Here is a 23,661-nt window from a genome sequence, read left to right on the forward strand (position 1 = left end):
GTTGGGTTTAGGTAGAACTCTGGTCGGTATGGATTCAACACCAACCCTCTCCCGATTCGACGATGCCTACAAGTCCCGAACGGCGCCCTGGGTCATCGGTGAGCCGCAGCCCGCGATCGTCGAACTGCAACGCGCTGGCTTGATTCACAGCAATGTGCTCGACATCGGTTGTGGGACAGGCGAACACACGATCATGCTGACCCGGTTGGGGTACGACGTGGTCGGCATCGACTTCGCGCCGCAGGCGGTCGAGCAGGCCAGGGCCAACGCCGCCGAAAAGGGCGTCGACGCGCGCTTCGAGGTGGCCGACGCGATGAACCTGGGCGCCGAGCCCGGCTACCAGACGATCGTCGACAGCGCGCTGTTCCACATCTTCGACGACGCCGATCGCGTGCGGTATGTGAGCAGCCTGCATACCGCACTCCGGCCGGGCGGACTGGTGCATGTGCTGGCGCTGTCCGACGCAGGCCGTGGGTTCGGTCCCCAGGTCAGCGAGGCCGAGATCCGCGAAGCCTTCGGCGACGGCTGGGTGCTCGAGGCGCTGGACACCACGACCTACCGCGGCGTGGTGCAGGACGCGCAGGCCGACGCGATCGGCCTGCCGGTCGGGACGCGCGTCGACGAGCCCGCCTGGCTTGCGCGCGCCCGCCGCCTCTAGCTCAATCCCGGCGCGAGCGACTAGGTCCGTTCCAGCGCGAGCGGCCGCGTTTGTGCGCGACACGCCGCGCAAAACCGTGCAAAGGGGGTCGCTCGCGGGCCGATCCCCGCGAGATCAGCGCTGCGGCGTCCAGGCGGGAGAGCGGCCCAGGTGCAGCAGCGCCCGATCGAGGTCGCTCACGTCGCCGTCTGCGGAGATGGCGCGGGCGAACGGCGACTCGGGAGAGGTCCGGAAATCACCGTCGGGAACCGCGAATACCAACGGTAGGACCGCGGAGATCACGTCGTCGGGCAACGTGAACGGTACGTCGAGGCTGCGGGCCACGTCCCAGCCGTGGACGACGTAGTCGACGAAGTGAAAGCCGATCGCCTGCTCGCCAGGAAACGCGGCGCCAGGGCCGAAGTCGGGAAGGGCGAACGACGCCTGCAGCACGCCGTCGTCGGCGAAGGCCTCGAGGACGTCAGCCGCGGCCGCGGCGTAGGTGGCCGCCGGATCGGACGCCACAGCGTCGACCACGGTGGCTACGTCCCAGCGCGCAAGGTCAGCGCCGTCACCGCGGGCCGCTGCCGCGAAACCGCGATGCTGCACCGTCATGTGAGCAAGTAGCTGCGTCAGGTTCCAGCCGTCGCATGGCGTCGGACGTTGCAGATCTTCTGGGCGGATTTTGTCGACGATGTCAACGGACGCCAGAACGGCGGTGCGATGAAAGGAGCGGATGTCTTGATTAATAAGCATGTATAGACCATATGCCTATGCCTACTATTGGTCGATGTTTAGTATCCCGATGTGACGTCTCGGCGTAAGCGCCCCGACCTGGCCGCAATGCTTGCGCCGCTGGTGCGCGACATGATGGCCGCCGAGCTTCCGGTGCTGGCAGCCCACGGGCTGTCGATGTGGGGCTACAGCGTGCTGGTCGCACTCGACCGGTCTGCGATCCGCACGCAGGCCGCGCTTGCGGAGGCGATCGGCGCGGACAAGACACGCATCATCGCGATCCTCGACGAGCTTCAGGACAAGGGGCTGATCGAGCGGGTGGCCGACCCCGAGGACCGCCGGGCGCGGCTGTTGGCTATCACAAAAGACGGCCGACGGGTCAAGGAGGCTGCGCAGGCCGCGATTCAGCGTGGAGAGGAGCGCTGGCTCGGCACACTGTCGGCGTCCGACCGTGCGGCGTTTCTGCGGATTCTTCAGGAGTTGTCGGGCGTCGATTGGTCGTAGCCGGGGTGCGCCACCGCCAGCCGACGACGGACCAGCGTGCGCAGTACCGGCAATAGGTCCGCAGCTCGGTCGTCCAGCTCTCCGGCGCGAATTGCTGCCGCGAGTTGCGCCTCGTCGGAGAACCCGAGTTCGGCGAGCCTGGCGGTGACCTCCGTAGCCGAATCGTCTGTCAGCTCGCGCTGAACGATTCGCAGCACGTTGGCGGCAACGCGGGCATGGAAATTGACCTGACTCACGTCGGCGCGCCGACTATCGGGCCCTGTCGCAGCCCGAACGTCGTTGTCGAGGAAGTCGGCGACCGCGGCGACGAGTTCGGCCGCCGTCGGCCGGCCATACAGCCGGCTCATATCGGGCCACGTCCTTCGAGCAGATCCAGTAAATCCCATTCGGTTTCGGCGACGCGACGGCCGATCGCGGCCAGTTCGATCGACGGCGTCTGCCCGGACAGGTGCCGCTCCGCCTGGAAGCGGCAGATGACGCCCCAGCGCAGGGTGGCGACGGTGAGCCACCAGCGGAACACGTCGCGTTCGAGCGCGACGCCCGCGGCCCCCTCGTATGCGGCAAGAAACGTTTCTACGCCGCCGAGCCCGCCCGCACCGAGATGCTCGGGCGCGCCGAAGCGCCAGGCGCGGATGCAGAACCACGCCAGATCCTCATACCTCTCGCCGTTGTGCACCAGTTCCCAATCCAGGACTGCCGCAAGACCCGACTCGTCGACGATCACATTGCCCATCCGGAAATCCCCGTGCACGAGCACGTGGGGCGACGGCGGCGGCCGGTGCCCGTCGAGCCACCGAAAGGCCCACTCGAATGTGGCTGTGGTGTCGCCCATTTCGTCGAGCCGGTTGCGCCATTCGATGAGCTGATCGCCTTCGGTCAGGCTGACGCCGTTGGGATCGGCGCGGTGAATGGCGGCCAACGCCTGCGCGCACTGCTGCAGTAGCCGCGCTCGGCGGGTGTCATCGAGTCCGCGGTGGATCTTCCTGACGATCGTCTCGCCTGCGATCGCGTCGCAGATCAGGTACGGGTTGCCCAGTGCGGCAGGGGAGTTGTCGGCGGCCAGAATGTGGGGGACAGGCGCGCCTGCTGCGGCGGCTCGCTGCTGCACCGCGGCCTCCAGCTCCATGCCGGCATGGATGTCGTCGGGCGGCCCGGCGCGCAGGATCAAGGCCCGGCGTCGATCGGTCAGCGCATCAAACGCCCACGTGGTCCGGCTCGCGCCGCCGGTCAGCGCGCGCAGGTTCTCGACGCTCACATCGCCGAGTACCGGCCGTAGTACAGCTTCGAGTTGTTCCTTCACTTGCGCCCGAATCCGAAGAGCCGCTGGGCTACTCGGCGGATCTGGATCTCCTCGGCCCCCTCGGTGATGCGGTAACGGCGGTGGTGACGGTAGATGTGCTCGAACGGTTCGTGCCTGCTGTAGCCGACCCCGCCGAACACCTGCATGGCCCGGTCGGCCGCCTCACACACCAACCGATTGGCACGGTAATTGGCCATCGACACCTTGTCCGAAACCTCCATGTGGTGGTTGCCGTCCAGTTGGGTCGCCGCGTAGTACACCAGAAGCCGGACCATCTGGGCCTCGGTCTGCAGTTCAACGAGCGGCCACTGCACCGCCTGGTTCACCGAGAGCGGCTTGCCGAACACCGCGCGTTCGTTCGCATAACCGACGGCGCGGTCGATGCAGTACTGGGCGGCGCCCAGGCTACTGGCGGCCTGCCGAATCCTGTTCTCGTGCAGGAATGTCTGACCTACCTCGAGGCCGCGGTCGACTTCGCCGAGCACCGCGTCATTCGGGACTCGGACGTCCTTCAATTCGACCTCGCCGTGATCGGTCGGCATGTTGAACGTCCACCAGTAGTAGGGCACCGTGAACCCCGGACTATCGGAGGGAACAAGGAACGCCGTGATGCCGCGGGCCTGTCCCGGTTCGCCCGATGTGCGTGCGAACACCAGGTCGTGAGTCGCCCGGTGTACGCCGGTGTTGAATCGCTTGGCGCCGTTGATCACCCAGCCGTCGCCGTCCGCGACGGCCCGTGTCTCCAGCCAGGTGGCATCCGAGCCGTGGTTCGGTTCGGTCAGGCCGAAGGCCATCGACCGCTCACCGGTGATCAACGCATCGGTCCACTCGGCTTTTTGGGTGTCCGTGCCGAACCGGTCCATCATGATCACCTGCGGGAAGTTGCCGACGATCGACGACTCGTCCTGCAAATCGTTGTGCAACCCGAGGCCCTTGTGCGCCAGGTGTTCCCGGATCACCGCCATGTCGATGTTGGTGCCGTCGCGGCCGCCGAACTGTGATGGCAGTCCGTAACGCAACCAGCCCGCCTTGTCGGCACGCTTGCGCATCTCGCCGAGCAGATCCTCCCACTCCCGCCGGGGAATGCCGCCGTTGTCCCAGTCGGTGCGGGCGTTCTCCCGACGCTGGTCGAAGTACTGCATGTTTTCGCGTTCCAGCGGTTTGATCTCTGCCTCGATGAACGCGTCCATCTCGGCGAGCAGACCCGGAAGGTGCTCTGGGAGGGCGAAATCCACGGTGGTTCTCCTCTGGTGTCTAAGATCCGTACAGCGTCTTTTTCCAAATCCTCGCCAGCGTGGCGATGGCGTCCTCGTCGCTGATTTCGAACCCGAGTCCCGACGTGCCGACGAAGACGGTGGTGAAGTTCTCGAACAGCAGCGCGATCGCGGCCGCAGTGTGCTCGGGGACCAGTTCGGCACCGTAGCCCTGTTCCTGGGCGCGGCGCACCGATGCGGCGACGATGTCCATTCCGAACCGGCGAAACTCGTTCTGCACGGCCGCGAAACGCGGTTGGGTCGCGGCCAGCTGTGCCATCGCGATCATGATGCCGATGTTCTGCTTGAACATGTTCCAGTAACCGGTGACGACGGTGGTGAAAAAGCTGTCGTCATCCGGTGAATCCAAAAGGTGAAGGCTGCCGCCGGACGGCGCCACAATGTCGTGCAGAAACGATTCGGCCAACGCGGCGAGCAGATCCTCTTTGTCGTCGAAGTAGCGGTAGAACACCGCGGGGGACTTGCCCGCCGCCGAAGTGATGTCGGCCAACGTGGTGCCGTGAAAACCCCGCTCTGCGAACAGCTTTCTGGCGGCCTGCTCGATGGCCTCTCGGGTTTGGCGGCCCTTGGCGCTCAGCGTGTCGACTGGCATGGGCTACTCGCCGAGGAGGCGGTCGCCGGCGCGCAACAGCGAACTCGGCAGACGGTGGCCGACCACGCGTTGGGCCACCTCCGCTGCGGCGATCGCACCCTGAAGGTCGACGTCGACGTGAATTCCGCTGTCACGCAACAGGTAGACAAGATCCTCGGTGGCGATGTTGCCACTGGCCCCAGGAGCGAATGGACAGCCGCCGAGGCCGCCGACCGAGGCGTCTAGCCGGGTGACACCGGCGCTGACTGCCGCGTACGCGCTGGCGAGTCCGGCGCCGCGGGTGTTGTGAAAGTGTGCGCCCAGCGGGGTGTCGGCGATGAGCGGTCGGATCCGCGCGATCAGGTCGGTCACCCGCCGCGGTGTTGTCGTGCCGATGGTGTCGGCGATTGCGAGCCGGTCGACGTCGGCCTCACGTGCAGCCGTCACGACATCGACCACGCGTTCGGGGGGCGTCGGACCGTCGAAGGGGCAGTCCCACGCCGTGGCGATAATGACCTCGACCGTGGCGCCGCTGTCGTGCGCGATCGCGACGATATCGGGAATCAGCGCGGTGGACTCAGCCGTCGAGCGCCCGACGTTGGAGCGGCTGTGGCCGTCGGCCGCCGACACCACGTATTCGATCGATCCGAGGCCGGCGGCGACGGCACGCTTGGCGCCGTTGGGACTGGCGACCAGGGCGGAAAACTCGATGTCTGCGAAGTTGTGCAGTTCGGCGGCCAGTTCGGCCGCATCGGCCAGTGCCGGCACCTTGGATGGCGAGACGAAGGCCGTCGCCTCCATCTCCCTTACGCCGGTCGCGGCGACGGCCGCAAGCAATTCGAGCTTTGCGGCCAACGGAATCGGATCTTCGATCTGCAGGCCGTCGCGCAACGAGACGTCGCGGATATCGACGTGGCGGGGTAGGTCGGTCATAGCACGCCCTTCTCCTGCAGCGCCGCCATCTCCACATCGGTCTTGCCGAGTAGCCCACGATAGATTTCGTCGTTGTGCTGGCCCGGCCTGGCGGCCCCGGCGTTGCGGATCGTTCCGGGCGTCTCCGAGAGCACCGGCACGACGCCGGGGCCCTTGACGTTTCGGTTGATCCGCTCGTCCCAGTGGTCGGCGATCATGCCGCGGGCCTGCATTTGCGGATCGTTGACGACTTCGGCGACGGTGTTGATCGGTCCGCTAATCACGCCGGCATCGGACAGCGTCGCGATGATGTCAGCTGGTTGCCGCTCTGCGGCCCACGCTCCGATGATCTTGTCCAGCTCGTCCTGATTGCGGCCTCGGGCAACGTGATTGGCGAATCGGTCATCGGTCGCGAGCTCGGGCTGGCCCATTGCGGCGCACAGTCGGCGGAACACCGTGTCCTGATTGGCGGCGATCACCACCCAGCTGCCGTCGGCAGTCGGGTAGATGTTCGACGGAGCGATGCCCTCCAGCCTGGTGCCCGACGGCCCGCGCACCACTCCGCCGACGTCGTAGTCCGGAATCGTGGATTCCTGTACGGCCAAACACGATTCGGTCAGCGCAGCGTCGACCACCTGGCCCTCGCCGGTGACCGTGCGCCGGTACAGCGCGGCCAGCGCGCCCTGCGCGGCGAACATGCCGGCCAGGCTGTCGCCCAGCGACAGGGCCAGCCGCGGCGGCGGGCCGCCGGGAAATCCGTTCATGTGCCGCAGGCCACTGGCCGCCTCGGCGACCGACGCGTAGCCGGCCTTGTGCGCCTCCGGTCCGGTCTGGCCGTAGCCGGAGACGCGGACCAGAATGATGCCCCGATTGCGGTGGCGCAGCACGTCGTAACCGAGGTTCCACTTCTCCAGTGTGCCGGGCCGGAAGTTCTCCACGATGATGTCCGACCGCTCGACCAGGTCGAGAAACAATGCCCGGCCCGCTCCGTCGCGCAGGTTCAGCGTCACGGCTTTTTTGTTGCGCGCGTGCACTGTCCAGAAGAAGTGATGGCCGTCGAGTTCAGCCTGGCCCCACGTCCGCAACGGGTCTGGCGCGCCCGGCGGCTCGATCTTGATGACCTCCGCACCCATGTCGCCGAGCAGGCGCCCGGCGAACGGCCCGGAGATCAGCGTGCCGACCTCGATGACCCGGATACCGTCCAACGGACCTGCAGTCATAGCGAGAACCCGTGTCTATGCAGCCAGTCCGTGCAGACGTTGACGGCCTGGCGCAGCGTGTCACGCTGGCCTGGTCCGGAGTAGTAGTGGTTGGCGCCGGGGATTTCGTGCATCTCCTTATCAGGATGCCCGATGGCCTCGAAAAGTCGACGGGTATGGCTGGGCGTGCACGCGTTGTCGGCCAGATTGCCTATCACCAGCGTCGGCACGTCGATTTCCGGACCGGCTTTGACGGCGTCGCCGTTGGCGTCGTCGTAGCTCCACTGCGAAAGCCAACTGCGCAGCGTGCAGAACCGCGCGAGGCCGAACGGGCCCATGTTGACCACCTGTGGGTCGCCAAGATAGGTCGTTCGAGGTTCGCGTTCGTTCGGGTCGACGGTGGGGTCCAGCCAACGGGGGTCGGCCATGGTGCCGTGCACGACGAAGGAGAACTCGTCATCGGGACGCCCGGCGGCCTTCAACTCGACGAGTTTGTCCTCGACCCACTTGGTGATTCGCCGGTTGCGGGCGATCTGCGCTTCCCGGTAGCGCTCGAGGAACTCCGCGGTGTACGGCGGCTGGTTCGGGTTGTCCTGGTTGTACAGGTCGAGTTCCGGATCGCGCTTGGACGGGTCCGATTCGTCGAGGATGGACGCGTCAAGCCATTCGGTGAGCGTGCCGTGGCGACTGATGTGCGCGGCCAGCATCATGATGCCGTCGGCGGGGATCAGCCCCAGCTTGGTCAGGTCGGGCCCGTCACCGGACGGGCTCGCGGTGATCGTCGGGTGCCGGGCCTGCTGCTGATAGAACACCGACAGCGAGCCGCCGCCGCTCCAGCCGGCCAGCACCACCTTGTCGTAGCCCAGGCGGTTCTTGGCGTCCTTGATGCACTCGCCGAGGTCCTCAACGACCTTCTCCATCAACAGCGCGGAGTCGGTGCCGCGGAACCGGCTGTTGCAGTAGATGACGTGATGCCCCGCGCGGGCCAGTGCGTTGATCATCGGCAGGTAGGCGCCGCCGCCGATGGGGTGCATGAACACGAGCGCGGTATCCGACGGTTTGGTTTTCGGCTTGAGCAGATAACTCTCGAGGACGATCAGTTCCGAGACGCCACCGTAGACGTCGCGGACACCCGAAAGATTCTGGTAGGCAATCAGATACGGGATGCGGTCGTATTCGTACTTGACCGGAGATTCAGTCGTCGTCATCGTGTCCTTGCCTCTTCGCGCAAGCGCTCATCAGTGCTGCCCCAAATCGTTCGCCAGGATCTCGGCCGACGGCACCAGCCTGCGCCGTGTGTCTATTGCAATCACCGACCAGTCCACCGAGTCGTAATCGTCGAACTTGCGGCGGGCCCGCTCCCGTGCTTTCTCGGGTGCGCCGTGGTGAACCCCTTGCGGGGCATGCGAAATCAGCCCCGGTGGCATCGGGATCCCGTAGAGCGATCCGCCGTGAAAGAAGGCGATCTCGTCATAGTCGACGTTGCGGTGATACCACGGCGTGCGCTCGGTGCCTGGCACGCCCTCGGCCGGCTTGGGCAGGAAATTCATCACGTACACGCCGGTGGCTTGCATGAACAGGTGCACGGTCGGTGGGAGGTGCACACTGTTGGACGTCACCACGTTGTAGTCGTCGATGTTGAAGGTGAACGCGAAGTTGTCGCCGCGCCAACCCTCCACGTCGAGTGGATGGTGTTGGTAGAACAGCGAAGTCGGCCCGCCGTCATGGATGAGCCGGACCTCATACTCGTCCCGGCCGTCATCGTCGATCGGCGCCGGGTCGGGGATGGTGGCCTGTGACGGATCGAACGGGAAGTGCCGTCCCAGGTATCCGGGCGGTGGCACCCGGAACTCGTCGGTGGCCTGGATCATCAACAGCGTCGACGCCCACTCTTCGCCGCTGTCGGGGACTTGGCGGAACGTGCACGCCTTCGGGATGTACACCCAGTCGCCCGCTCGATAGCGCAGCGGGCCGAACTCCGTCTCCAACAGACCGGAACCCGCGTGCACGAAGCTGAGCAGGTCGCCGTCCACGTAGCGGACGAAGAACGGCATCGCCTCGCTGCGCTTGGACAGCAATACCTGGCAATCAGCGTTGGAGAACATCAGCAGCGGAGCGCCCGCGGCATCGGTGGCGTCGCTGGGTTTCCGCTGATCGGCCAGCACATCGACGGGCCGCAATGGACCGGAAGCCCGGTACGCGGTGGGGTCGTTGCGCCGGTAGATGTTGGCCGTGCGACCGGTGAATCCGCCGCGACCAAGTTCATCGTCTTTCAGGCCGTCGAGGTCTGCGTGCAGACGCTTGGGCGTCCGTCCTTTTCGCAGGTGAACGAAGGATTCCATGGGATCGCTCCATCGACGGTGACAACGGAAACTAAAAGTGATGTTAGTTTTACTTCGAGGCCGGAGTCAATCGTCGAGATCGACTCGGATCGTCAACAGGTTGGTCCCGAAGGTGCGCACGCCGAAGCTGTTGAACTGTGGCAACGACTTCAACCGTTCCGTCGGATCGTCGTCGGGCACGAGATGCGCGGTGCCGTTGTGCCAGCGCCCGCGCAGCCGGACCCGGACACGAGGGTTGGCCTGAATGTTCTTGACGTACTGGGACTTGTCGCCGAACTCCGAGACGAACCAGAACTGATTGCCGACCCGGCTGCCGCCCAGCGGGGTGCGACGGGGCTCTCCCGACTTGCGGCCCGTCGTCTCCAACAGCGTCTGGATGGGCAACCGCCGCATCAGCGGATTGGCCACCCGTCTCTGAAAGAAGTTGGTAACGCGATCACGTGTGTCGTCGGGCATGACAGTCCTTTCACACCATTGCGGTCCGGGGCACCTTCATCCCCAGTGTGAGCGCTGCGGCGATGATGATCTCGATCTTGCCGACGGTATCGGCGAGCAGCCCGCGCAGCGCTTGCAACCGGACGAGCGCCTCAGCGCGGTGGGCCTGCGCGATCGGCTTGTCCTTCTGGACGACGCCCTCATATGCGAGCACCCGCTGCGACAGCCGCGCGGCGTAGATGTCAGCGGCACGTTCGGCGCCACCGTGCGCAGGCGTGGGCGCCAGCAGCGCCAGCGCGGGCACCATTGGCCAGCGGTAGGTGTCGGCGTCGCGCAACCCTGCGCCGGGCCACAAATTCCGGGTGATGGTCGATGCGGTGGCGGTTACGGCGGTCATGATCGCCGAAACGGCATTCCGGCACGCCCGTTCTCGCACTTTCCGTGCTGGAATGCCGTTTCGCGGCAGCCCGTCAGCGCTTGAGCATGATGTCGAGGAAGCCTTCGCGGCTCGCGGCCACGTGCGCGTTGAGTTGCGGACCCGCGACGTGCAGGAAGCCAACGCGGGCCGCGAAGGTCACCCCGGCCCGCAGCTCGGCCTGCTCAGCGTCAAAGCCGTAGTCCAGATACGCCTGGCGCACCGCGGCGAAAACGCGCAGATCGGCTGCGCGCACGCTGGCGGCGGCGGCGTCGTCGGTGCGGGCCCACTCCCGCATCGCCCGCTCCAGCGTCCAGTGCCGCGGACTGACCAGCGACGACATCATCTCCAGGAGGCGTTCGCGCGGTGGCAGCTCGGCCAGCTCGCCCAGATCGCGCCGATCGTCACCGCGCAACTCACCCCACGCCTGCACGAGCGCGGCGCGATAGGCCGCGATGTCGGCGAAATGCCAATAAAAGCTGCCCTTGGTCACTGAAAGGCGACTACACAGCCGATCGATCTTGAGCGCCTTGGTGCCTTCTTCGGCCAGAATCGCGAAGCCGGCCTGGAACCAGTCGTCGACCGATAATCGGGTGTTCGACGCGGCCCTAGACCTCCCCATGAGCGGCAGCCTACGGCCCTCGTGACCCGCAGAAACTAACGCTGGCGATACTTCTATTTGGTCACAGGAAAATGACAGTCAGCGCCAGTCGGGGTTCCTCGCGTACTGGTCACATGTTTTACTGCACGCGCACAACTGAAATTTTCTCGGTCCGCTCTTCCGCCGCACCGGGCACAAGTAGAGCGGGCACGACAGCGCAGTAAAGCAAATGCTGCGGTGCCGAATGGCGATCTGTGATCGTCGGGGGAAGCGTGTTACGGCGGTAACCGGAAGATGGATGGGTTTGCTCTATGAGGTTCGTTGACAAGATTCGTGGCCATTGGGCGCGCCGCTTCGCGGTGGCAGCCATCACGGCGGCCGTTCTGCCGGGCGTGGTCGGTCTAGCGGGAGGCGCAGCCACCGCAGGTGCGTTCTCCCGACCGGGCCTGCCGGTCGAGTACCTGATGGTGCCGTCGCCGTCGATGGGCCGGGACATCAAGATCCAGTTCCAGAAGGGCACCGGCTCGCACGCCGTGTACCTGCTCGACGGCCTGCGCGCCCAGGACGACTACAACGGTTGGGACATCAACACCCAGGCGTTCGAGTGGTTCCTGGGCACTCCGCTGTCGATCGTGATGCCGGTCGGCGGCCAGTCCAGCTTCTACACCGACTGGTATCAGCCGGCCTGCGGCAAGAACGGCTGCCAGACCTACAAGTGGGAAACGTTCCTGACCGGTGAGCTGCCGCAGTGGCTCTCGGCGAACAAGGGCGTGTCGCCCAATGGAAACGCATCGGTGGGTCTGTCGATGTCGGGTAACTCCGCGATGGTATTCGCCATCTACCATCCCGATAAGTTCATCTACGCAGGCTCGCTGTCGGCGTTCCTCAACCCGTCCGAGGGCCAGTGGCCGGGGTTGATCAACATGGCGATGGGCGACGCCGGCGGCTACAAGACCGACCCGATGTGGGGTCCGGCCGAGACCGACCCGGCGTGGAAGCGCAACGACCCGATGGTGCAGATACCAGCCCTGGTGGCCAACAACACCAGGCTCTGGGTGTACTGCGGCAACGGCACGCCCAATGAGCTTGGTGGCGCGAACATTCCGGCTCAGTTCCTCGAGGGTCTGACGATCCGTACCAACCTGACCTTCCAGGACAACTACCTCGCAGCGGGCGGCCACAACGCGGTCTTCAACTTCCCGCCGAGCGGCACGCACAGCTGGGAGTACTGGGGTCAGCAGCTTCAGCAGATGAAGCCGGACCTGATCTCCTACCTCGGCTGACGACCGAAGACGCAAAAGCCCCCGACACACCTGTCGGGGGCTTTTGCGTCTAGTGAATACTGAGCCGCATGGTCGCAGTCAATGCATTGGTCGCACACCAGGACGCCGAGGGATCGATAGATCTCAAACACGAGGTCGTTGACGAAACCTTCCTGCCCGACGGCGAGGTCACCATTGCCGTCGAATACTCCGGCGTCAACTACAAAGACGCGCTGGCCATCACGCCGAAGGGCGGTGTGGCACGGTCATATCCGCTGATCCCTGGTATCGACGTCACGGGGACGGTGACGGCGAGTTCGTCGGCCGACTTCACCGTGGGGGACCGCGTCGTCGCGCACGGCTACGACATCGGAACCGGTCGTCACGGCGGATACGCCGACACCGCGCGCTTTCCGGCCGACTATCTGGTCAAGCTCGACGCGTTGACCACCGCCCAGGCAGCCGCGATCGGTACCGCAGGATTCACGGCGGCCATGAGCGTCAACGCAATTCGTGCTCATGGGGTGCATCCGCAGGACGGCCCGGTGTTGGTCACCGGGGCTACGGGTGGGGTCGGCAGCGTCAGCGTCGACCTGTTGGCCGGCCTCGGGTACGAGGTGATCGCCTCGACGGGCAAGGCCGAGGCGCATGATTACCTGATGGGCCTCGGCGCGACCGAGGTCGTTGGTCGATTGCCCGCTGACGGGGAGAAGGTCCGACCGCTGGGCAAGTCCAGGTATGCGGCCGTCGTCGACAGCGTCGGCGGTGACACGCTCGCGTACGCGTTGAGCATCCTGAATTACGCTGGGGTGGCTGCGATCTCAGGTTTGGCCAGGTCGGCGGACCTGCCGACGACGGTGATGCCGTTCATCCTGCGTGGCGTCACACTGGCCGGCATCGACTCGGTCCTGTTGCCCATCGACAAGCGTCGTGAGCTGTGGCGGTCGATTGCGACCGACCTGCTGCCGCGTCACCTCGACGACATCACGCGTGACGTCTCGATCCTCGAAGCACCCGAGACGTTGCACACCATCGTCGGTGGTGGTGTCACCGGCCGCACCCGCGTCGTGGTGAAAGACGGCTTCTAGCGCCGGCTTACTTCAGCTCCGCGGACGAAAGGCCGAGCAGGCGGCGGGCCACCACCAGCTGCTGAATCTGCTGCGTGCCCTCGAAGATGTCGAGGATCTTGCTGTCGCGGGACCACTTCTCCAACAGCGTCTCTTCGGAATAGCCTGTGGTGCCTGCCAATTCGACAGCTTTGAGGGTGATGTCGCTGGCCACCCGGCCGGCCTTGGCCTTGCCCATCGACGCTTCTTTGGAGTTCGGAATATCGTTGTCGGCCTGCCACGCCGACCGCACCGTCAGCAGGTAGGCGGCTTCCCAGTCGGCCTCCATCCGCAGAAACTCAGCGGCCGGGGCGCTCTGCGCATGGGCGGGCTTGTCGTAGGAGATCTCGACGCCCGCCTCGGTGAGGATCTTGCGCAGTTCTTCCAGTGCCGCGCGGGCGATGCCGACGGCCATCGCGGCGACGACGGGCCGGGTGTTGTCGAAGGTCTCCATGACCCCGGCAAAGCCCTTCTCCACCTGGATCTCTGGGCTGCCGAGCAGGTTGTCCTTCGGTATCCGGACATTGTCGAACCGGATGACGGCGGTGTCGGAGGCCTTGATGCCCAGCTTGTCCTCGAGGCGCTCGACCGTCACACCGGGATGCTCGCGGGGCACGATGAATGACTTGATGGCCGCGCGGCCAAGCGATTTGTCGAGCGTTGCCCACACCACGATATGAGTGGCCCGCGACCCGGCGGTGACGAAAATCTTCTCGCCGTTGATCACGTACTCATCGCCGTCGAGCTTGGCGGTCGTCGTCACCGCCGCCGAGTCCGAACCGAATCCCGGCTCGGTGATCGCCATCGCCGCCCATACGTCCTTGCCCAGACGCTCGAGTTGGTCCTTGGTGGCCACGCTGGAGATGGCCGCGTTGCCGAGACCCTGGCGGGGGACCGAGAGCATCAAAGCGACGTCGCCCCAACTGATTTCCATCACATTGAGCACGGCCGACATGTTCGCGCCGTTATGGTTCGCGTCGCGAGACTCGTCGCCAGCGGCGAAGGCCTCGGCGCCGGCGAACGCGAAAGCCTTTGCCTCTGAAATACCTTCGAAGAGTGTGGCCAGCGTGTCCAGCTCGACGGGATACTCGTGCTCGCGAAGATCCCACTTGCGTGAGATCGGCCGCAGCATCTCCGCCGCGCCCTGATGGGCCTTTTCGATTACCGCTTCTAGCTTGCGGGGAAGCTCCAGATTGATTGCCATGACTCGACTTTCGGTATAAGGAAAGATGGCTTGACTAAATTACGACGACGCCCTCGGCGACACCGATAGCCCGCAGATCGCGGTACCAGCGTTCGACCGGGTGTTCCTTGGTGTAACCGTGACCGCCGAGCAACTGCACGCCATCCAGGCCGATCTGCATCCCCTTGTCGGTGGCTAGTCGCTTGGCCAGCGCGGCTTCGCGGGCGAAATGCAGCCCCTGGTCGGCGCGCGAGGCCCCGCGCCACGTGATGAGCCGGAGCCCGTCGAATTCGATCGCCATGTTGGCGCACATGAACGCGACTGCCTGCCGGTGGGCGATCGGTTCACCAAATGCCTGGCGCTCCTTGACATATGGCACCACGTAGTCGAGCACCGCATGTGCGGTTCCGACCGCCAGCGCCGCCCAGCCGAGCCGTGACAGCGCAACGGCCTCGGAGTAGTCCTGGTCGGTGGCGTCGTCCTCACCGAGTCGCGCGGAAAGGGGCACCGTGACACGGTTGAGCTCGACGCGGCCCAGCGCCGCGGCGCGAACACCCATACTCGGGTCCGGCGTCACTGTGATCCCCTTCGTCGAGGATTCGACGACGAACAGTGCCGGCTTGCCATTGAGTTGTGCTGCTACGACGAGTAATTCGGCTTTCGCGGCCGCGGGCACCAACGACTTCACCCCGTCGAGGCGGTAGCCGCTCGGCGTACGCATCGCGGTCGTCTTCAGCGCGGTCGGATCGAACAGCGCGTGCGGTTCGGCGATCGCGACACAGGCCTGCGGCACATTCTCGCCCGCGAACTCCGTCAAATAAGTGGCCTGCTGATCGGCGCTGCCCCAATGGGTCAGCGCGGACGCGACGCCGGCAGGCGCGAGGATCGGCAGCGCCAGGCCCATGTCGCCGTAGGCCAGCGCTTCGGCCACCAAGACGTTCGTTACCGCCGCGCGACGCGAGGCAATGCCCTCGAAGTCCTCTGGCACGTTGATCGCGGTGATGCCGAGTTCGGTTGCCTTGCCAACGAGATCTTCGGGGTACAACGCAGCTTTGTCGGCACTGTGGGCCGCGGGGCGGATGACTTCGTCCGCGAACTCGGTCACGGTGTCGACGATCATCTTCTGCTCGTCGTCGGGGGTCAGGTCGAAGTAGTCCGCGCCGCTCTTCTTCAGCCGAGTCGGGCCGCTCGGGGCGCCCTTGACTCGCTTGAACTGACGGCTGGCCGCGCCCGCGGCCGAGAACACCTGCTTGACCCCGTACTTCAGGCCTCGGTTGAGCGGGTCTCTGAGGTTGTAGCGATCAAGGAACTCCTGTCCGACGATTGGCGTGATCAGCGCCAACCCGATGTCGGTCGCTGTCCGCTTGTGCTTATGCATGCCAACGGCGCTCTGTTTTCCTGAGCGCTTCTTGGACGGCAGTGTGTTGGTCATTGTCAGCTGCCTCGCTTGCTGGTTGAAGTGCGCGAATACCCAACTGACTCCAGAGTAAGGTATGGGAACTGACTCTAGAGTAAGTTGTTATCGAGTTCACAGTACGCGCGGTACCACCACCCGATCGGACGAGGACGATCTCGGCCGGAGTCGGTTAACGCACGACGACCGGCAACCGGCGCGCGCCCCAGGTCCCGACGGGGCCGTCGAACACGCCGGGCAGCTGGGTGCCGCACCGGCGGCAGCAACCGGACTCCGTCAACCCGTAATGCCGCATCGCATACCAGTCGCGAACGACGACCCCATCACCGCAGCCGGGGCACCGCGTGGTGTCGCCGTCGAGGTCGTGAACGTTTCCGGTGTAGACGAACCGCAACCCTTCGTCGAGCCCGATCCGTCGCGCGCGGGTAAGCGTCTCGGGAGGCGTCGACGAGACGTCGAGCATCTTGTAGTCGGGGTGAAACGCGGTGAAATGCAACGGCACATCGGTGCCGAGGTGTTCACGTATCCACGCGCATTCCGCGGCGATTTCGGCGTCGCTGTCGTTCTGGCCAGGGATCAGGAGCGTGGTGATCTCCACCCACACCTCGGTCTCGTGCCGCAAGTACACCAGGGTGTCCAGCACATCGTCGAGATGCCCGACGCATACGCGGTGATAGAAGTCCTCGGTGAACGCCTTGAGGTCGACGTTGGCCGCGTCGACGTGCCGATAGAACTCGGCCCGTGGGGCTGGGCACATGTAGCCGGCGGTCACTGAGATGGCCTTGATCCCACGCTCATGGCAGGCGTCGGCGACGTCTGCGGCGTACTCCCAGAAGATAGTCGGGTCGTTGTAGGTGAAAGCCACACTGCGGCAACCTATTTCGTCAGCGACCCGGGCGAGATCCTCGGGTGTGGCCTGGTCTGCGAGCGTGTCGATTTCCCGCGACTTGGAGATATCCCAGTTCTGGCAGAACTTGCACGCGAGGTTGCAGCCCGCGGTCCCTAAGGACAGCACCGCCGACCCCGGCAGGAAGTGGTTCAACGGCTTCTTCTCGACGGGGTCGACGCAGAAGCCACTGGACCGGCCGTAGCTGGTGAGCACGATCTGGTCGTTGGCACGGGCGCGGACGAAGCACAGTCCGCGCTGGCCCTCGCGCAGCTTGCACGCGCGCGGGCAGACATCGCACTGGATCCTGCCGTCGTCTAGAAGATGCCAGTGCGCAGTGGGGACGGTGAACGAGTCGAAGGTCATGGCGCACTCGAGCGCCAGGTTACTCGCCGTTGAGCCTGTTCAGAATCGCTTCCTGCAGTAGCCCGTTGGTGGCGACGGCGCTGCCCCCGTGCGGACCCGGCGCGCCGGCCAGGCTGGTGAACGCGCCGCCCGCCTCACGCACCACGATGTCGAGCGCCGCAAGGTCCCACAGCGACACCTCGGGCTCGGCGGCAATGTCGACGGCGCCCTCGGCGAGCAGACAGTACGACAGGAAGTCGCCATACGCGCGTACCCGCCAGACGGCGTCGGTGAGGTCAATGAACCGAGAGCGCAGGCCCAATTCGGCCCATCCGGAAAGGCTGGAAAACGACAGGCTCGCCGATTCGAGGTCGGCCACCGACGACACCGAGATTCGCCGGGGCGCACCGCCTGCGAATGACGTGAATGCACCTTCGCCCGCGCCTGCCCACCAACGTCGTTGCAGCGCAGGCGCACTCACGACTCCAGCAACCGGAACGCCGTCGTGCAAAAGCGAGATCAACGTCGCCCACACCGGCACCCCGCGCACGAAGTTCTTGGTGCCGTCGATCGGATCGATCACCCATTGGCGCCCGGTGAAAACCGCTGTGCCGCCGAACTCCTCACCGAGCACCGCGTCGTCGGGACGCTTCGCTGAGAGCGTGTCGCGCACGGCCGCTTCCACCGAGCGGTCCGCGTCGGTGACCGGCGTCAGGTCCGGTTTGGTGTCGATGTGAAGATCGAGCGCGCCGAAGCGTTCCATCGTCAGCGCGTCGGCGTGATCGGCCAACCGCAGCGCCAGTTCGACGTCATCCCGGATCGTCACCCAGCAGTCCTACCATGTCCTTGTGCTGGAGTTCGTGATCATCATCGTGCTCATCGGGGCCTTGGTCGCGCTCGCGGCGCCCTGGATCATGCGGCGTCGCGGCGCCGGGGGCGACTGGGTGCACGGGAACCTGGTGGTCACCGGGGTCAGCCCGAAACCCGATGCCACCGGCGAACAGTTCGTCACGATCACCGGCGTGATCAACGGGCCGACGGTCGACGAACACGTCGTCTATCAGCAGCTCGCCATCGATGTCGAGGACTGGCCAAGCATGGGCCAGCTGTTTCCGGTGGTGTACGCGCCGAACAACCCCGACCGCTGGACATTCGCCGCGCCTCCAGCGACGCCATAACGCGCGAGTGTGGGATTGATACACATCTGCCGCGCCGATCGTGTGCGGGTAACCCACGTTCGGCGGGAACGAGTCGTTCAGCCGTGCGCGATGCGCAGTAGCTCGGCGACGCTGGTCACCTTGACCCGCGGGCGGCCGTACGGTTCTCCCGCCGCGCGTTCGTGTTCGTTGATCAGCGTCCAGTGGTCGTCGGTGATCAGCTTCGGCTGCCGCTCGAGCAACCACTCGACAAGCTTCTCGGAATAGTCCGCGTCGACCTCCGACAGCTGAGCGCCCGAAAGGTCCGAGATCAGCGTGTCGACGGTCTCTTGCGAGTCCTTCTTATTGCTGCCGATCACGCCGGTGGGACCGCGCTTGATCCAGCCGACGACGTACTCGTTGCGGCTGCCCTCGATCCTGCCGTTGGCATGCGGGATGGTGCCGCTGCGCTCATCGAACGGCAGCCCCGGCGTCGGCACACCGCGATAGCCGACCGCCCGCACCACCAGTTGCGCGGGCACCTCCTCGCGCTCGCCGGTGTCTTTGGCGACGATGCGCCCGTTGTCTTCCACCAATTGGTTGCGGCCCAACACAATTGACTCGACGCGGCCCTCGCCCTTGATTTCGATCGGCGAGGTGCGGAACCTGAACACAATGCGGCGCTTGGCACCGCGCGGCTCGCGTTCGGCGTAGCCGCGCAGCACCTTGATGTTGTTGCGCACGGTCTTGCCCGCGGCCTCGATGTCCGCATCGGAGATGTCGGCGAATTCGGCAGGGTCGACGATGACGTCGACATCGCCGAGGCCCTCCAGGTCGCCGAGCTCGCGAAGCTCCAACGTCGTGAACGGCGCCTGCAGCGGTCCGCGCCGGCCGACGATCAGCACCTCTTCGACCCCGCGGTCGTGCAGCGACTTCAATGCGTGGTCGGCGATGTCGGTGGTGGCCAATACGTCGGGATCAGTCACCAGGATGCGTGCTACGTCCAGAGCGACGTTGCCGTTGCCCACCACGACGGCGCGACCGCTCGAAATGTCCGGCGCCATCTCCTCGAAGTGCGGGTGGGCGTTGTACCAGCCGACGAAGTCGACGGCCGCGACGCTGCCGTCCAGGTCCTCACCGGGAATGCCAAGCGACCGGTCGGACTGCGCGCCGACCGCGTAGATGACGGCGTCGAAGCGCTCGGCCAGTTCGGCGGCCTGCACGTGGTCGCCGACCACGATGTTGCCGAAGAACCGGAACCGGGGATCTAGTGCGGTCTTCTCGAACTGGGCGCTGATCGACTTGATCTTCGGATGGTCGGGCGCCACACCCGAGCGCACCAGGCCCCAGGGGGTCGGCAGCATCTCCAGCATGTCGACGCGCACGTCGGCGTCCTCGCTGGCGTCAGCGAACTTCAGAAGCGAGGCAGCGGCAAAGTAGCCCGAAGGCCCTGAGCCGACGATCGCCACGTGATAGGGGCGCATGGATACCTTTTGTTGAAGTTTTCCGTCGCTGCCAGGCCGCGCGCAAGGGGCTGTCGCGCCGTGGCCAGGCTGATTACCAGTCCGACTTTAAACCGCCGGTACCCTGAACTCCCGTGGATCCCGACCGTCAAGCCGACATCGCTGCTCTCGACTCCACCCTGACCACGGTGGAGAGGGTGCTCGATGTCGACGGGCTGCGCGGTCGAATCGAAAAGCTCGAGCACGAGGCGTCCGACCCGAACCTGTGGGACGACCAGACACGCGCCCAGAAGGTCACCAGCGAGCTCTCCCACACGCAGGGCGAGCTACGCCGGGTCGAGGAACTCCGGCAGCGCCTCGACGATCTGCCGGTGATGTACGAGCTGGCTGCCGAAGAGGGTGGCGCCGAGGAGGTCGCCGAGGCGGACGCCGAGCTGCGCAAGCTGCGCGAGGACATCGAGGCGATGGAAGTGCGCACGCTGCTGTCCGGCGAGTACGACGCGCGCGAGGCGCTGGTCAACATTCGCTCCGGCGCCGGCGGCGTCGACGCGGCCGACTGGGCCGAGATGTTGATGCGGATGTACATCCGGTGGGCCGAGGCGCACAAGTATTCGGTTGAGGTGTTCGACACGTCCTACGCCGAAGAGGCGGGCATCAAGAGCGCGACCTTCGCGGTACACGCGCCGTACGCGTATGGGACGTTGTCGGTGGAGCAGGGCACCCATCGGTTGGTGCGCATCAGCCCATTCGACAACCAGGGTCGCCGCCAGACGTCGTTCGCCGAAGTGGAGGTCTTGCCGGTCACCGAAACCACTGACCACATCGACATTCCGGAAAGCGATGTGCGTGTTGACGTGTACCGCTCCAGCGGCCCCGGCGGTCAATCGGTGAACACCACCGACTCCGCGGTTCGACTCACCCACATCCCAACAGGTATCGTCGTGACTTGCCAGAACGAGAAGTCGCAGCTGCAGAACAAAGTCTCGGCGATGCGAGTTCTTCAGGCAAAGTTGTTGGAACGCAAGCGTTTAGAAGAACGTGCTGAGCTGGATGCGTTGAAGGGTGACGGCGGCAGTTCGTGGGGAAACCAGATGCGCTCCTACGTTTTGCACCCGTACCAGATGGTGAAGGACCTGCGCACCGACTACGAGGTCGGCAATCCGGCGGCGGTACTGGACGGAGACATCGACGGATTCCTCGAAGCGGGAATCCGGTGGCGCAACAGACGAGATGACGAATAGCACCGTACTTGCAATGAGTTTCGCCGACCGGTGGCATGGCTTCTGGGTCGGCACCATCGGCGAATGGATCCTCGTCCGCGGAGTGCCGATCGCGCTGTATCTGATCGGCGGTCTGCTCGCGGCCCGGTTCATCAACTGGTTGGCCAACAGGATCGTGCGCCGCATCGATGCGGAGTACATGGAGAGCGACCAGCTGGTGCGCACGGAGAGCGCCAAGCACCGCCAGGCCGTGGCGTCGGTCATTTCGTGGGTGTCGGTCGCGTTGTTGTTCGTCATCGTGATGGTGCAGGTCACCTCGATCCTCGCGATTCCGATCGGTTCGCTCGTCGCGCCGGCCGCGGTGTTGGGCGCCGCGCTCGGTTTCGGCGCGCAGCGCCTGGTGCAGGACCTGCTCTCGGGGTTCTTCATCATCACGGAGAAGCAGTACGGCTTCGGTGACCTGGTGTCGCTCACGGTCGCAGGTATCAACATCCCGGCCGATGGCACGGTCGAGGACGTCACGCTGCGGGTCACCAAGCTGCGCTCGACCGAGGGCGAGATGTACACCATCCCCAACGGTCAGATCGTGAAGACGGTGAACTTGTCGAAGGACTGGGCGCGCGCGGTCATCGACATCCCGGTCCCGACGTCGGCCGACCTCAATTTGGTGAATGACGTGCTGCACGGGGTAGCCGACAAGGCGATGGAAGATCCCGGCCTCAGTGCGCTGCTCTTGGACGCGCCCCAGCTGATGGGCGTGGAGAGCATCGAGCTGGACACCGTGAACCTGCGGATGGTCGCGCGCACGCTGCCCGGCAAGCAGTTCGAGGTGGGTCGGCGCATCAGGGTCTTGGTGGTTCGCGCGCTGCGCCGCGCAGGCATCGTGACGTCGGGCGACGGTCACACCCCGATGGTCGAGGCCATCGTGCATCCAGCGACCGCGGGCGGCGCCGAAGAGACGCAGGGCCCGACGGAGCAGAACAAGTCATGAGGTCATGGTTCACCGCCCGGCTCGGGCGGATGCGAGTGTCGACGATTGTGCTGATCGTCGCGTTCCTGGCGCTGTTCTGGGTGTACCACAACTTCGAGCCCAAGCCTGCGTCCACCGAAGCGCCGACGCCTGCGGTCGTCCCACCCGGCTTTGTGCCCGACCCGAACTACACCTGGGTACCGCGAACCAACGTGCGGCGGCCGAAGGAACCCGAGCCGACGACCACCACAACCACGACGACCACCACCAGCCCGACCGAGACCACGACGTCGCCGGGCGAGACCAGCCCTACGTCGCCCACGACATCGACCCCGACCACCACGGTGGTGCCCGGGCCGCTGGGGCCGCAGACCGTCACGTTGCCGCCGACGGTCACGGCGACCACGCCGCCTGGGGCAGGGTTGGGGCCGCTACCGACGACGCCGGCTCCGGCGAGTTGACGTTGAGCGGCGTTCGCTGTCGTCACCGCTACACTGGCGTGCCGTGTTGACGTCCTCCCCTGGCCGGAGCCGCGGGATTCCAACCCCACACTTACTACCTAGGCGGCAGGAGCGCAGAGTTGAGGTTCACGGTTCGCAGACCGGCTAGCGCCGAGGTCTCCCCGTGCTGTCACCGCCCGTCCGGCGGCGATGTTGCGAGCTGCGTTCACGTCGGCGTTGCACGGACCCGCATTGCAGGCTTCGCACTCAAAAACCGCTTGGCTCTTGCGGTTTCCGGGAGCGATGTGTTCGCATACCGAGCATTGTTGCGACGTGTACGCGGCCGGGATTTGTTGGACCCGGCCGAAAGCCTTGTGCTGCAAACGCGCAGCGAGCAAACCCCAGCCGCTTCTGCTGATGCCACGGTTGAGGCCGCGCTTTTGGGCGACCCGCTGGCCGGGTTGCCCGACGGTGCCCCGCGCAGATCGGCTCATCGCACGTACATCAAGGGCTTCGATGCGAATGGTGTCGAAGCGCCGCGCAATGTCTGTGGTCGCCGTTTCGATCCAGTCCTTGCGTCGGTCGGTCTCACGCGCTCTGAGCTTGGCAATCGCGCGCTTTGCGCGCGCCCGCCGGTTAGAGCCGCGCTCGGCGCGAGCGAGCCGCTGCTGCAGAACCTTCAACCGCTTGACCTCACCGCCGCTAAGGACAGGGGCGTGCAGCAGTTCACCCGTAGACAATGCCGCCGACACGGCAACACCGCGGTCGATACCAACCACGCTGCTGTCACCCGGACCGGTGATCGGATCCGGGACGTGGGCGAAACCGATATGCCAGCGGCCCGCCCGATCGCAGGTGACCCTGTAGGACTTAACACCTGTTGGGACCGGGTGGGAGAGCTGGAAGCGAACCCAGCCAACCTTGGGCAACCACACTTGACCGAACCGGCGGTTCAGCCGTTTGACTTGACGCGGCTTGACCGCGACCTGGCGAAATCCCTCGTGCACACCGGCTCTACGCCAAGTTGGGCGGCGGTGCATTCCGTTGAAAAATTTGCGCCTTGCCTGGGCGAAGTCGCGCAGCGCCTGCTGTTGTACGGTTTGCGAGCCGGCCGCCAGCCAGTCGTGCTCGGCACGGGCCGCGGTCAACTGAGCGCAGTGCTCGTGGTACCCGGGGGCGTGGCGACCGGGCTGCCAGTGCAGTTGCTGCTCGACCGCCAGGTTCCACACGTAACGGGCGTGGCGACAATGCTCGGCCATCAGCACCGCCTGCTCAGCGGTAGGAAGCAGCCGGTAACGCGACATACTGGAA

25 protein-coding genes and 1 pseudogene are annotated in these 23,661 nt (G+C 65.5%); 8 read left to right on the forward strand and 18 right to left on the reverse strand.

What is annotated here, in order from left to right:
- Window positions 1–28: 28 nt before the first annotated feature.
- A complete protein-coding gene (locus MYCSM_RS07475; protein WP_015305538.1) occupies window positions 29–658 on the forward strand; it encodes a class I SAM-dependent methyltransferase in 630 nt (209 codons plus the stop codon).
- Between the two features lie 114 nt (window positions 659–772).
- Here the strand turns inward: MYCSM_RS07475 and MYCSM_RS07480 are convergent, their stop codons facing one another.
- A complete protein-coding gene (locus MYCSM_RS07480; RefSeq protein WP_015305539.1) occupies window positions 773–1,393 on the reverse strand; it encodes a TIGR03086 family metal-binding protein in 621 nt (206 codons plus the stop codon).
- A gap of 51 nt (window positions 1,394–1,444) precedes the next feature.
- On the opposite strand from MYCSM_RS07480, the gene MYCSM_RS07485 reads away from it, so the two are divergent.
- Complete coding sequence (locus MYCSM_RS07485; RefSeq protein ID WP_015305540.1) at window positions 1,445–1,876, forward strand: MarR family winged helix-turn-helix transcriptional regulator; 432 nt, start codon at window positions 1,445–1,447, stop codon at window positions 1,874–1,876.
- Here MYCSM_RS07485 and MYCSM_RS07490 read toward each other — a convergent pair.
- From MYCSM_RS07490 to MYCSM_RS07540, 11 genes and pseudogenes are all read right to left on the reverse strand, one after another.
- Window positions 1,846–2,223, reverse strand: coding sequence for a DUF6285 domain-containing protein (locus MYCSM_RS07490; protein ID WP_015305541.1), 378 nt, complete (start codon window positions 2,221–2,223; stop codon window positions 1,846–1,848). The two genes, MYCSM_RS07485 and MYCSM_RS07490, sit on opposite strands and share 31 nt — an antisense overlap.
- Entirely contained in the window at window positions 2,220–3,176 is a 957-nt protein-coding gene (locus MYCSM_RS07495) for a phosphotransferase family protein (protein ID WP_015305542.1), read from the reverse strand. Before MYCSM_RS07495 ends, MYCSM_RS07490 begins: the two co-directional genes overlap by 4 nt.
- Window positions 3,173–4,411 carry an acyl-CoA dehydrogenase family protein gene (locus MYCSM_RS07500; RefSeq protein WP_015305543.1) on the reverse strand — a complete coding sequence of 413 codons (1,239 nt, stop codon included), beginning with the start codon at window positions 4,409–4,411 and terminating at the stop codon, window positions 3,173–3,175. The genes MYCSM_RS07495 and MYCSM_RS07500 overlap by 4 nt, the downstream gene beginning before the upstream one ends.
- A gap of 19 nt (window positions 4,412–4,430) precedes the next feature.
- Window positions 4,431–5,042: a TetR/AcrR family transcriptional regulator gene (locus MYCSM_RS07505; protein ID WP_015305544.1), complete on the reverse strand. Its 612-nt coding sequence runs from the start codon at window positions 5,040–5,042 to the stop codon at window positions 4,431–4,433.
- Window positions 5,043–5,045: 3 nt separating this feature from the next.
- Entirely contained in the window at window positions 5,046–5,954 is a 909-nt protein-coding gene (locus tag MYCSM_RS07510; protein WP_015305545.1) for a hydroxymethylglutaryl-CoA lyase, read from the reverse strand.
- On the reverse strand, window positions 5,951–7,153 hold the full coding sequence (locus MYCSM_RS07515) for a CaiB/BaiF CoA transferase family protein (protein WP_015305546.1): 1,203 nt from the start codon (window positions 7,151–7,153) through the stop codon (window positions 5,951–5,953). The genes MYCSM_RS07510 and MYCSM_RS07515 overlap by 4 nt, the downstream gene beginning before the upstream one ends.
- A complete protein-coding gene (locus MYCSM_RS07520; protein ID WP_015305547.1) occupies window positions 7,150–8,340 on the reverse strand; it encodes an alpha/beta hydrolase family protein in 1,191 nt (396 codons plus the stop codon). Before MYCSM_RS07520 ends, MYCSM_RS07515 begins: the two co-directional genes overlap by 4 nt.
- A gap of 30 nt (window positions 8,341–8,370) precedes the next feature.
- Window positions 8,371–9,474 carry a homogentisate 1,2-dioxygenase gene (locus MYCSM_RS07525; RefSeq protein WP_015305548.1) on the reverse strand — a complete coding sequence of 368 codons (1,104 nt, stop codon included), beginning with the start codon at window positions 9,472–9,474 and terminating at the stop codon, window positions 8,371–8,373.
- A 66-nt stretch (window positions 9,475–9,540) separates the two neighbouring features.
- Window positions 9,541–9,930, reverse strand: coding sequence for a nitroreductase/quinone reductase family protein (locus MYCSM_RS07530; protein WP_015305549.1), 390 nt, complete (start codon window positions 9,928–9,930; stop codon window positions 9,541–9,543).
- Window positions 9,931–9,985: 55 nt separating this feature from the next.
- A pseudogene (locus MYCSM_RS07535) lies at window positions 9,986–10,258 on the reverse strand (acyl-CoA dehydrogenase); the annotation flags it as partial.
- Between the two features lie 121 nt (window positions 10,259–10,379).
- Window positions 10,380–10,946, reverse strand: coding sequence for a TetR/AcrR family transcriptional regulator (locus MYCSM_RS07540; protein WP_015305550.1), 567 nt, complete (start codon window positions 10,944–10,946; stop codon window positions 10,380–10,382).
- A gap of 290 nt (window positions 10,947–11,236) precedes the next feature.
- Between MYCSM_RS07540 and MYCSM_RS07545 the strand changes: the two genes are divergently transcribed.
- Entirely contained in the window at window positions 11,237–12,208 is a 972-nt protein-coding gene (locus MYCSM_RS07545; protein WP_015305551.1) for an esterase family protein, read from the forward strand.
- 68 nt (window positions 12,209–12,276) lie between these two features.
- Window positions 12,277–13,275, forward strand: a complete 999-nt coding sequence (locus MYCSM_RS07550) for an MDR family oxidoreductase (protein WP_015305552.1) — start codon at window positions 12,277–12,279, stop codon at window positions 13,273–13,275.
- 7 nt (window positions 13,276–13,282) lie between these two features.
- Here the strand turns inward: MYCSM_RS07550 and MYCSM_RS07555 are convergent, their stop codons facing one another.
- The 4 genes from MYCSM_RS07555 to hisN form a co-directional block, all read right to left on the reverse strand.
- On the reverse strand, window positions 13,283–14,497 hold the full coding sequence (locus MYCSM_RS07555) for an acyl-CoA dehydrogenase family protein (RefSeq protein WP_015305553.1): 1,215 nt from the start codon (window positions 14,495–14,497) through the stop codon (window positions 13,283–13,285).
- A 34-nt stretch (window positions 14,498–14,531) separates the two neighbouring features.
- Window positions 14,532–15,908, reverse strand: a complete 1,377-nt coding sequence (locus MYCSM_RS07560) for an acyl-CoA dehydrogenase family protein (RefSeq protein WP_015305554.1) — start codon at window positions 15,906–15,908, stop codon at window positions 14,532–14,534.
- A 154-nt stretch (window positions 15,909–16,062) separates the two neighbouring features.
- Window positions 16,063–17,142, reverse strand: coding sequence for an AmmeMemoRadiSam system radical SAM enzyme (gene amrS / locus MYCSM_RS07565; protein WP_015305555.1), 1,080 nt, complete (start codon window positions 17,140–17,142; stop codon window positions 16,063–16,065).
- A gap of 19 nt (window positions 17,143–17,161) precedes the next feature.
- Entirely contained in the window at window positions 17,162–17,941 is a 780-nt protein-coding gene (gene hisN, locus MYCSM_RS07570) for a histidinol-phosphatase (protein WP_257720756.1), read from the reverse strand.
- Window positions 17,942–17,969: 28 nt separating this feature from the next.
- Between hisN and MYCSM_RS07575 the strand changes: the two genes are divergently transcribed.
- Window positions 17,970–18,299 carry a hypothetical protein gene (locus MYCSM_RS07575; protein ID WP_015305557.1) on the forward strand — a complete coding sequence of 110 codons (330 nt, stop codon included), beginning with the start codon at window positions 17,970–17,972 and terminating at the stop codon, window positions 18,297–18,299.
- A gap of 77 nt (window positions 18,300–18,376) precedes the next feature.
- On the opposite strand, the gene MYCSM_RS07580 is transcribed toward MYCSM_RS07575, so the two are convergent.
- A complete protein-coding gene (locus tag MYCSM_RS07580; RefSeq protein WP_015305558.1) occupies window positions 18,377–19,741 on the reverse strand; it encodes an FAD-dependent oxidoreductase in 1,365 nt (454 codons plus the stop codon).
- Window positions 19,742–19,854: 113 nt separating this feature from the next.
- On the opposite strand from MYCSM_RS07580, the gene prfB reads away from it, so the two are divergent.
- The 3 genes from prfB to MYCSM_RS35795 are packed head-to-tail and all read left to right on the forward strand — an operon-like array spanning window position 19,855 to window position 22,371.
- Complete coding sequence (prfB, locus tag MYCSM_RS07585; protein ID WP_015305559.1) at window positions 19,855–20,961, forward strand: peptide chain release factor 2; 1,107 nt, start codon at window positions 19,855–19,857, stop codon at window positions 20,959–20,961.
- Complete coding sequence (locus MYCSM_RS07590; RefSeq protein ID WP_041311481.1) at window positions 20,951–21,931, forward strand: mechanosensitive ion channel family protein; 981 nt, start codon at window positions 20,951–20,953, stop codon at window positions 21,929–21,931. Before prfB ends, MYCSM_RS07590 begins: the two co-directional genes overlap by 11 nt.
- Complete coding sequence (locus MYCSM_RS35795) at window positions 21,928–22,371, forward strand: hypothetical protein (RefSeq protein ID WP_015305561.1); 444 nt, start codon at window positions 21,928–21,930, stop codon at window positions 22,369–22,371. Before MYCSM_RS07590 ends, MYCSM_RS35795 begins: the two co-directional genes overlap by 4 nt.
- Before the next feature lie 98 nt (window positions 22,372–22,469).
- On the opposite strand, the gene MYCSM_RS07600 is transcribed toward MYCSM_RS35795, so the two are convergent.
- Window positions 22,470–23,654: an RNA-guided endonuclease InsQ/TnpB family protein gene (locus MYCSM_RS07600; RefSeq protein WP_083906250.1), complete on the reverse strand. Its 1,185-nt coding sequence runs from the start codon at window positions 23,652–23,654 to the stop codon at window positions 22,470–22,472.
- Between the last annotated feature and the right edge of the window lie 7 nt (window positions 23,655–23,661).

Source organism: Mycobacterium sp. JS623 (genome assembly GCF_000328565.1).
In the GTDB taxonomy this organism is placed as follows: Bacteria; Actinomycetota; Actinomycetes; order Mycobacteriales; family Mycobacteriaceae; genus Mycobacterium.

Coding starts and splice junctions, on each gene's coding strand:
- MYCSM_RS07475 (WP_015305538.1), top strand. CDS start 29: ATGGATTCAACACCAACCCTCTCCCGATTCGACGATGCCTACAAGTCC.
- MYCSM_RS07480 (WP_015305539.1), bottom strand. CDS start 1,393: ATGCTTATTAATCAAGACATCCGCTCCTTTCATCGCACCGCCGTTCTG.
- MYCSM_RS07490 (WP_015305541.1), bottom strand. CDS start 2,223: ATGAGCCGGCTGTATGGCCGGCCGACGGCGGCCGAACTCGTCGCCGCG.
- MYCSM_RS07505 (WP_015305544.1), bottom strand. CDS start 5,042: ATGCCAGTCGACACGCTGAGCGCCAAGGGCCGCCAAACCCGAGAGGCC.
- MYCSM_RS07510 (WP_015305545.1), bottom strand. CDS start 5,954: ATGACCGACCTACCCCGCCACGTCGATATCCGCGACGTCTCGTTGCGC.
- MYCSM_RS07515 (WP_015305546.1), bottom strand. CDS start 7,153: ATGACTGCAGGTCCGTTGGACGGTATCCGGGTCATCGAGGTCGGCACG.
- MYCSM_RS07520 (WP_015305547.1), bottom strand. CDS start 8,340: ATGACGACGACTGAATCTCCGGTCAAGTACGAATACGACCGCATCCCG.
- MYCSM_RS07525 (WP_015305548.1), bottom strand. CDS start 9,474: ATGGAATCCTTCGTTCACCTGCGAAAAGGACGGACGCCCAAGCGTCTG.
- MYCSM_RS07530 (WP_015305549.1), bottom strand. CDS start 9,930: ATGCCCGACGACACACGTGATCGCGTTACCAACTTCTTTCAGAGACGG.
- MYCSM_RS07540 (WP_015305550.1), bottom strand. CDS start 10,946: ATGGGGAGGTCTAGGGCCGCGTCGAACACCCGATTATCGGTCGACGAC.
- MYCSM_RS07545 (WP_015305551.1), top strand. CDS start 11,237: ATGAGGTTCGTTGACAAGATTCGTGGCCATTGGGCGCGCCGCTTCGCG.
- MYCSM_RS07550 (WP_015305552.1), top strand. CDS start 12,277: ATGGTCGCAGTCAATGCATTGGTCGCACACCAGGACGCCGAGGGATCG.
- MYCSM_RS07555 (WP_015305553.1), bottom strand. CDS start 14,497: ATGGCAATCAATCTGGAGCTTCCCCGCAAGCTAGAAGCGGTAATCGAA.
- MYCSM_RS07560 (WP_015305554.1), bottom strand. CDS start 15,908: ATGACCAACACACTGCCGTCCAAGAAGCGCTCAGGAAAACAGAGCGCC.
- amrS (WP_015305555.1), bottom strand. CDS start 17,142: ATGACCTTCGACTCGTTCACCGTCCCCACTGCGCACTGGCATCTTCTA.
- MYCSM_RS07580 (WP_015305558.1), bottom strand. CDS start 19,741: ATGCGCCCCTATCACGTGGCGATCGTCGGCTCAGGGCCTTCGGGCTAC.
- MYCSM_RS07590 (WP_041311481.1), top strand. CDS start 20,951: ATGACGAATAGCACCGTACTTGCAATGAGTTTCGCCGACCGGTGGCAT.
- MYCSM_RS35795 (WP_015305561.1), top strand. CDS start 21,928: ATGAGGTCATGGTTCACCGCCCGGCTCGGGCGGATGCGAGTGTCGACG.
- MYCSM_RS07600 (WP_083906250.1), bottom strand. CDS start 23,654: ATGTCGCGTTACCGGCTGCTTCCTACCGCTGAGCAGGCGGTGCTGATG.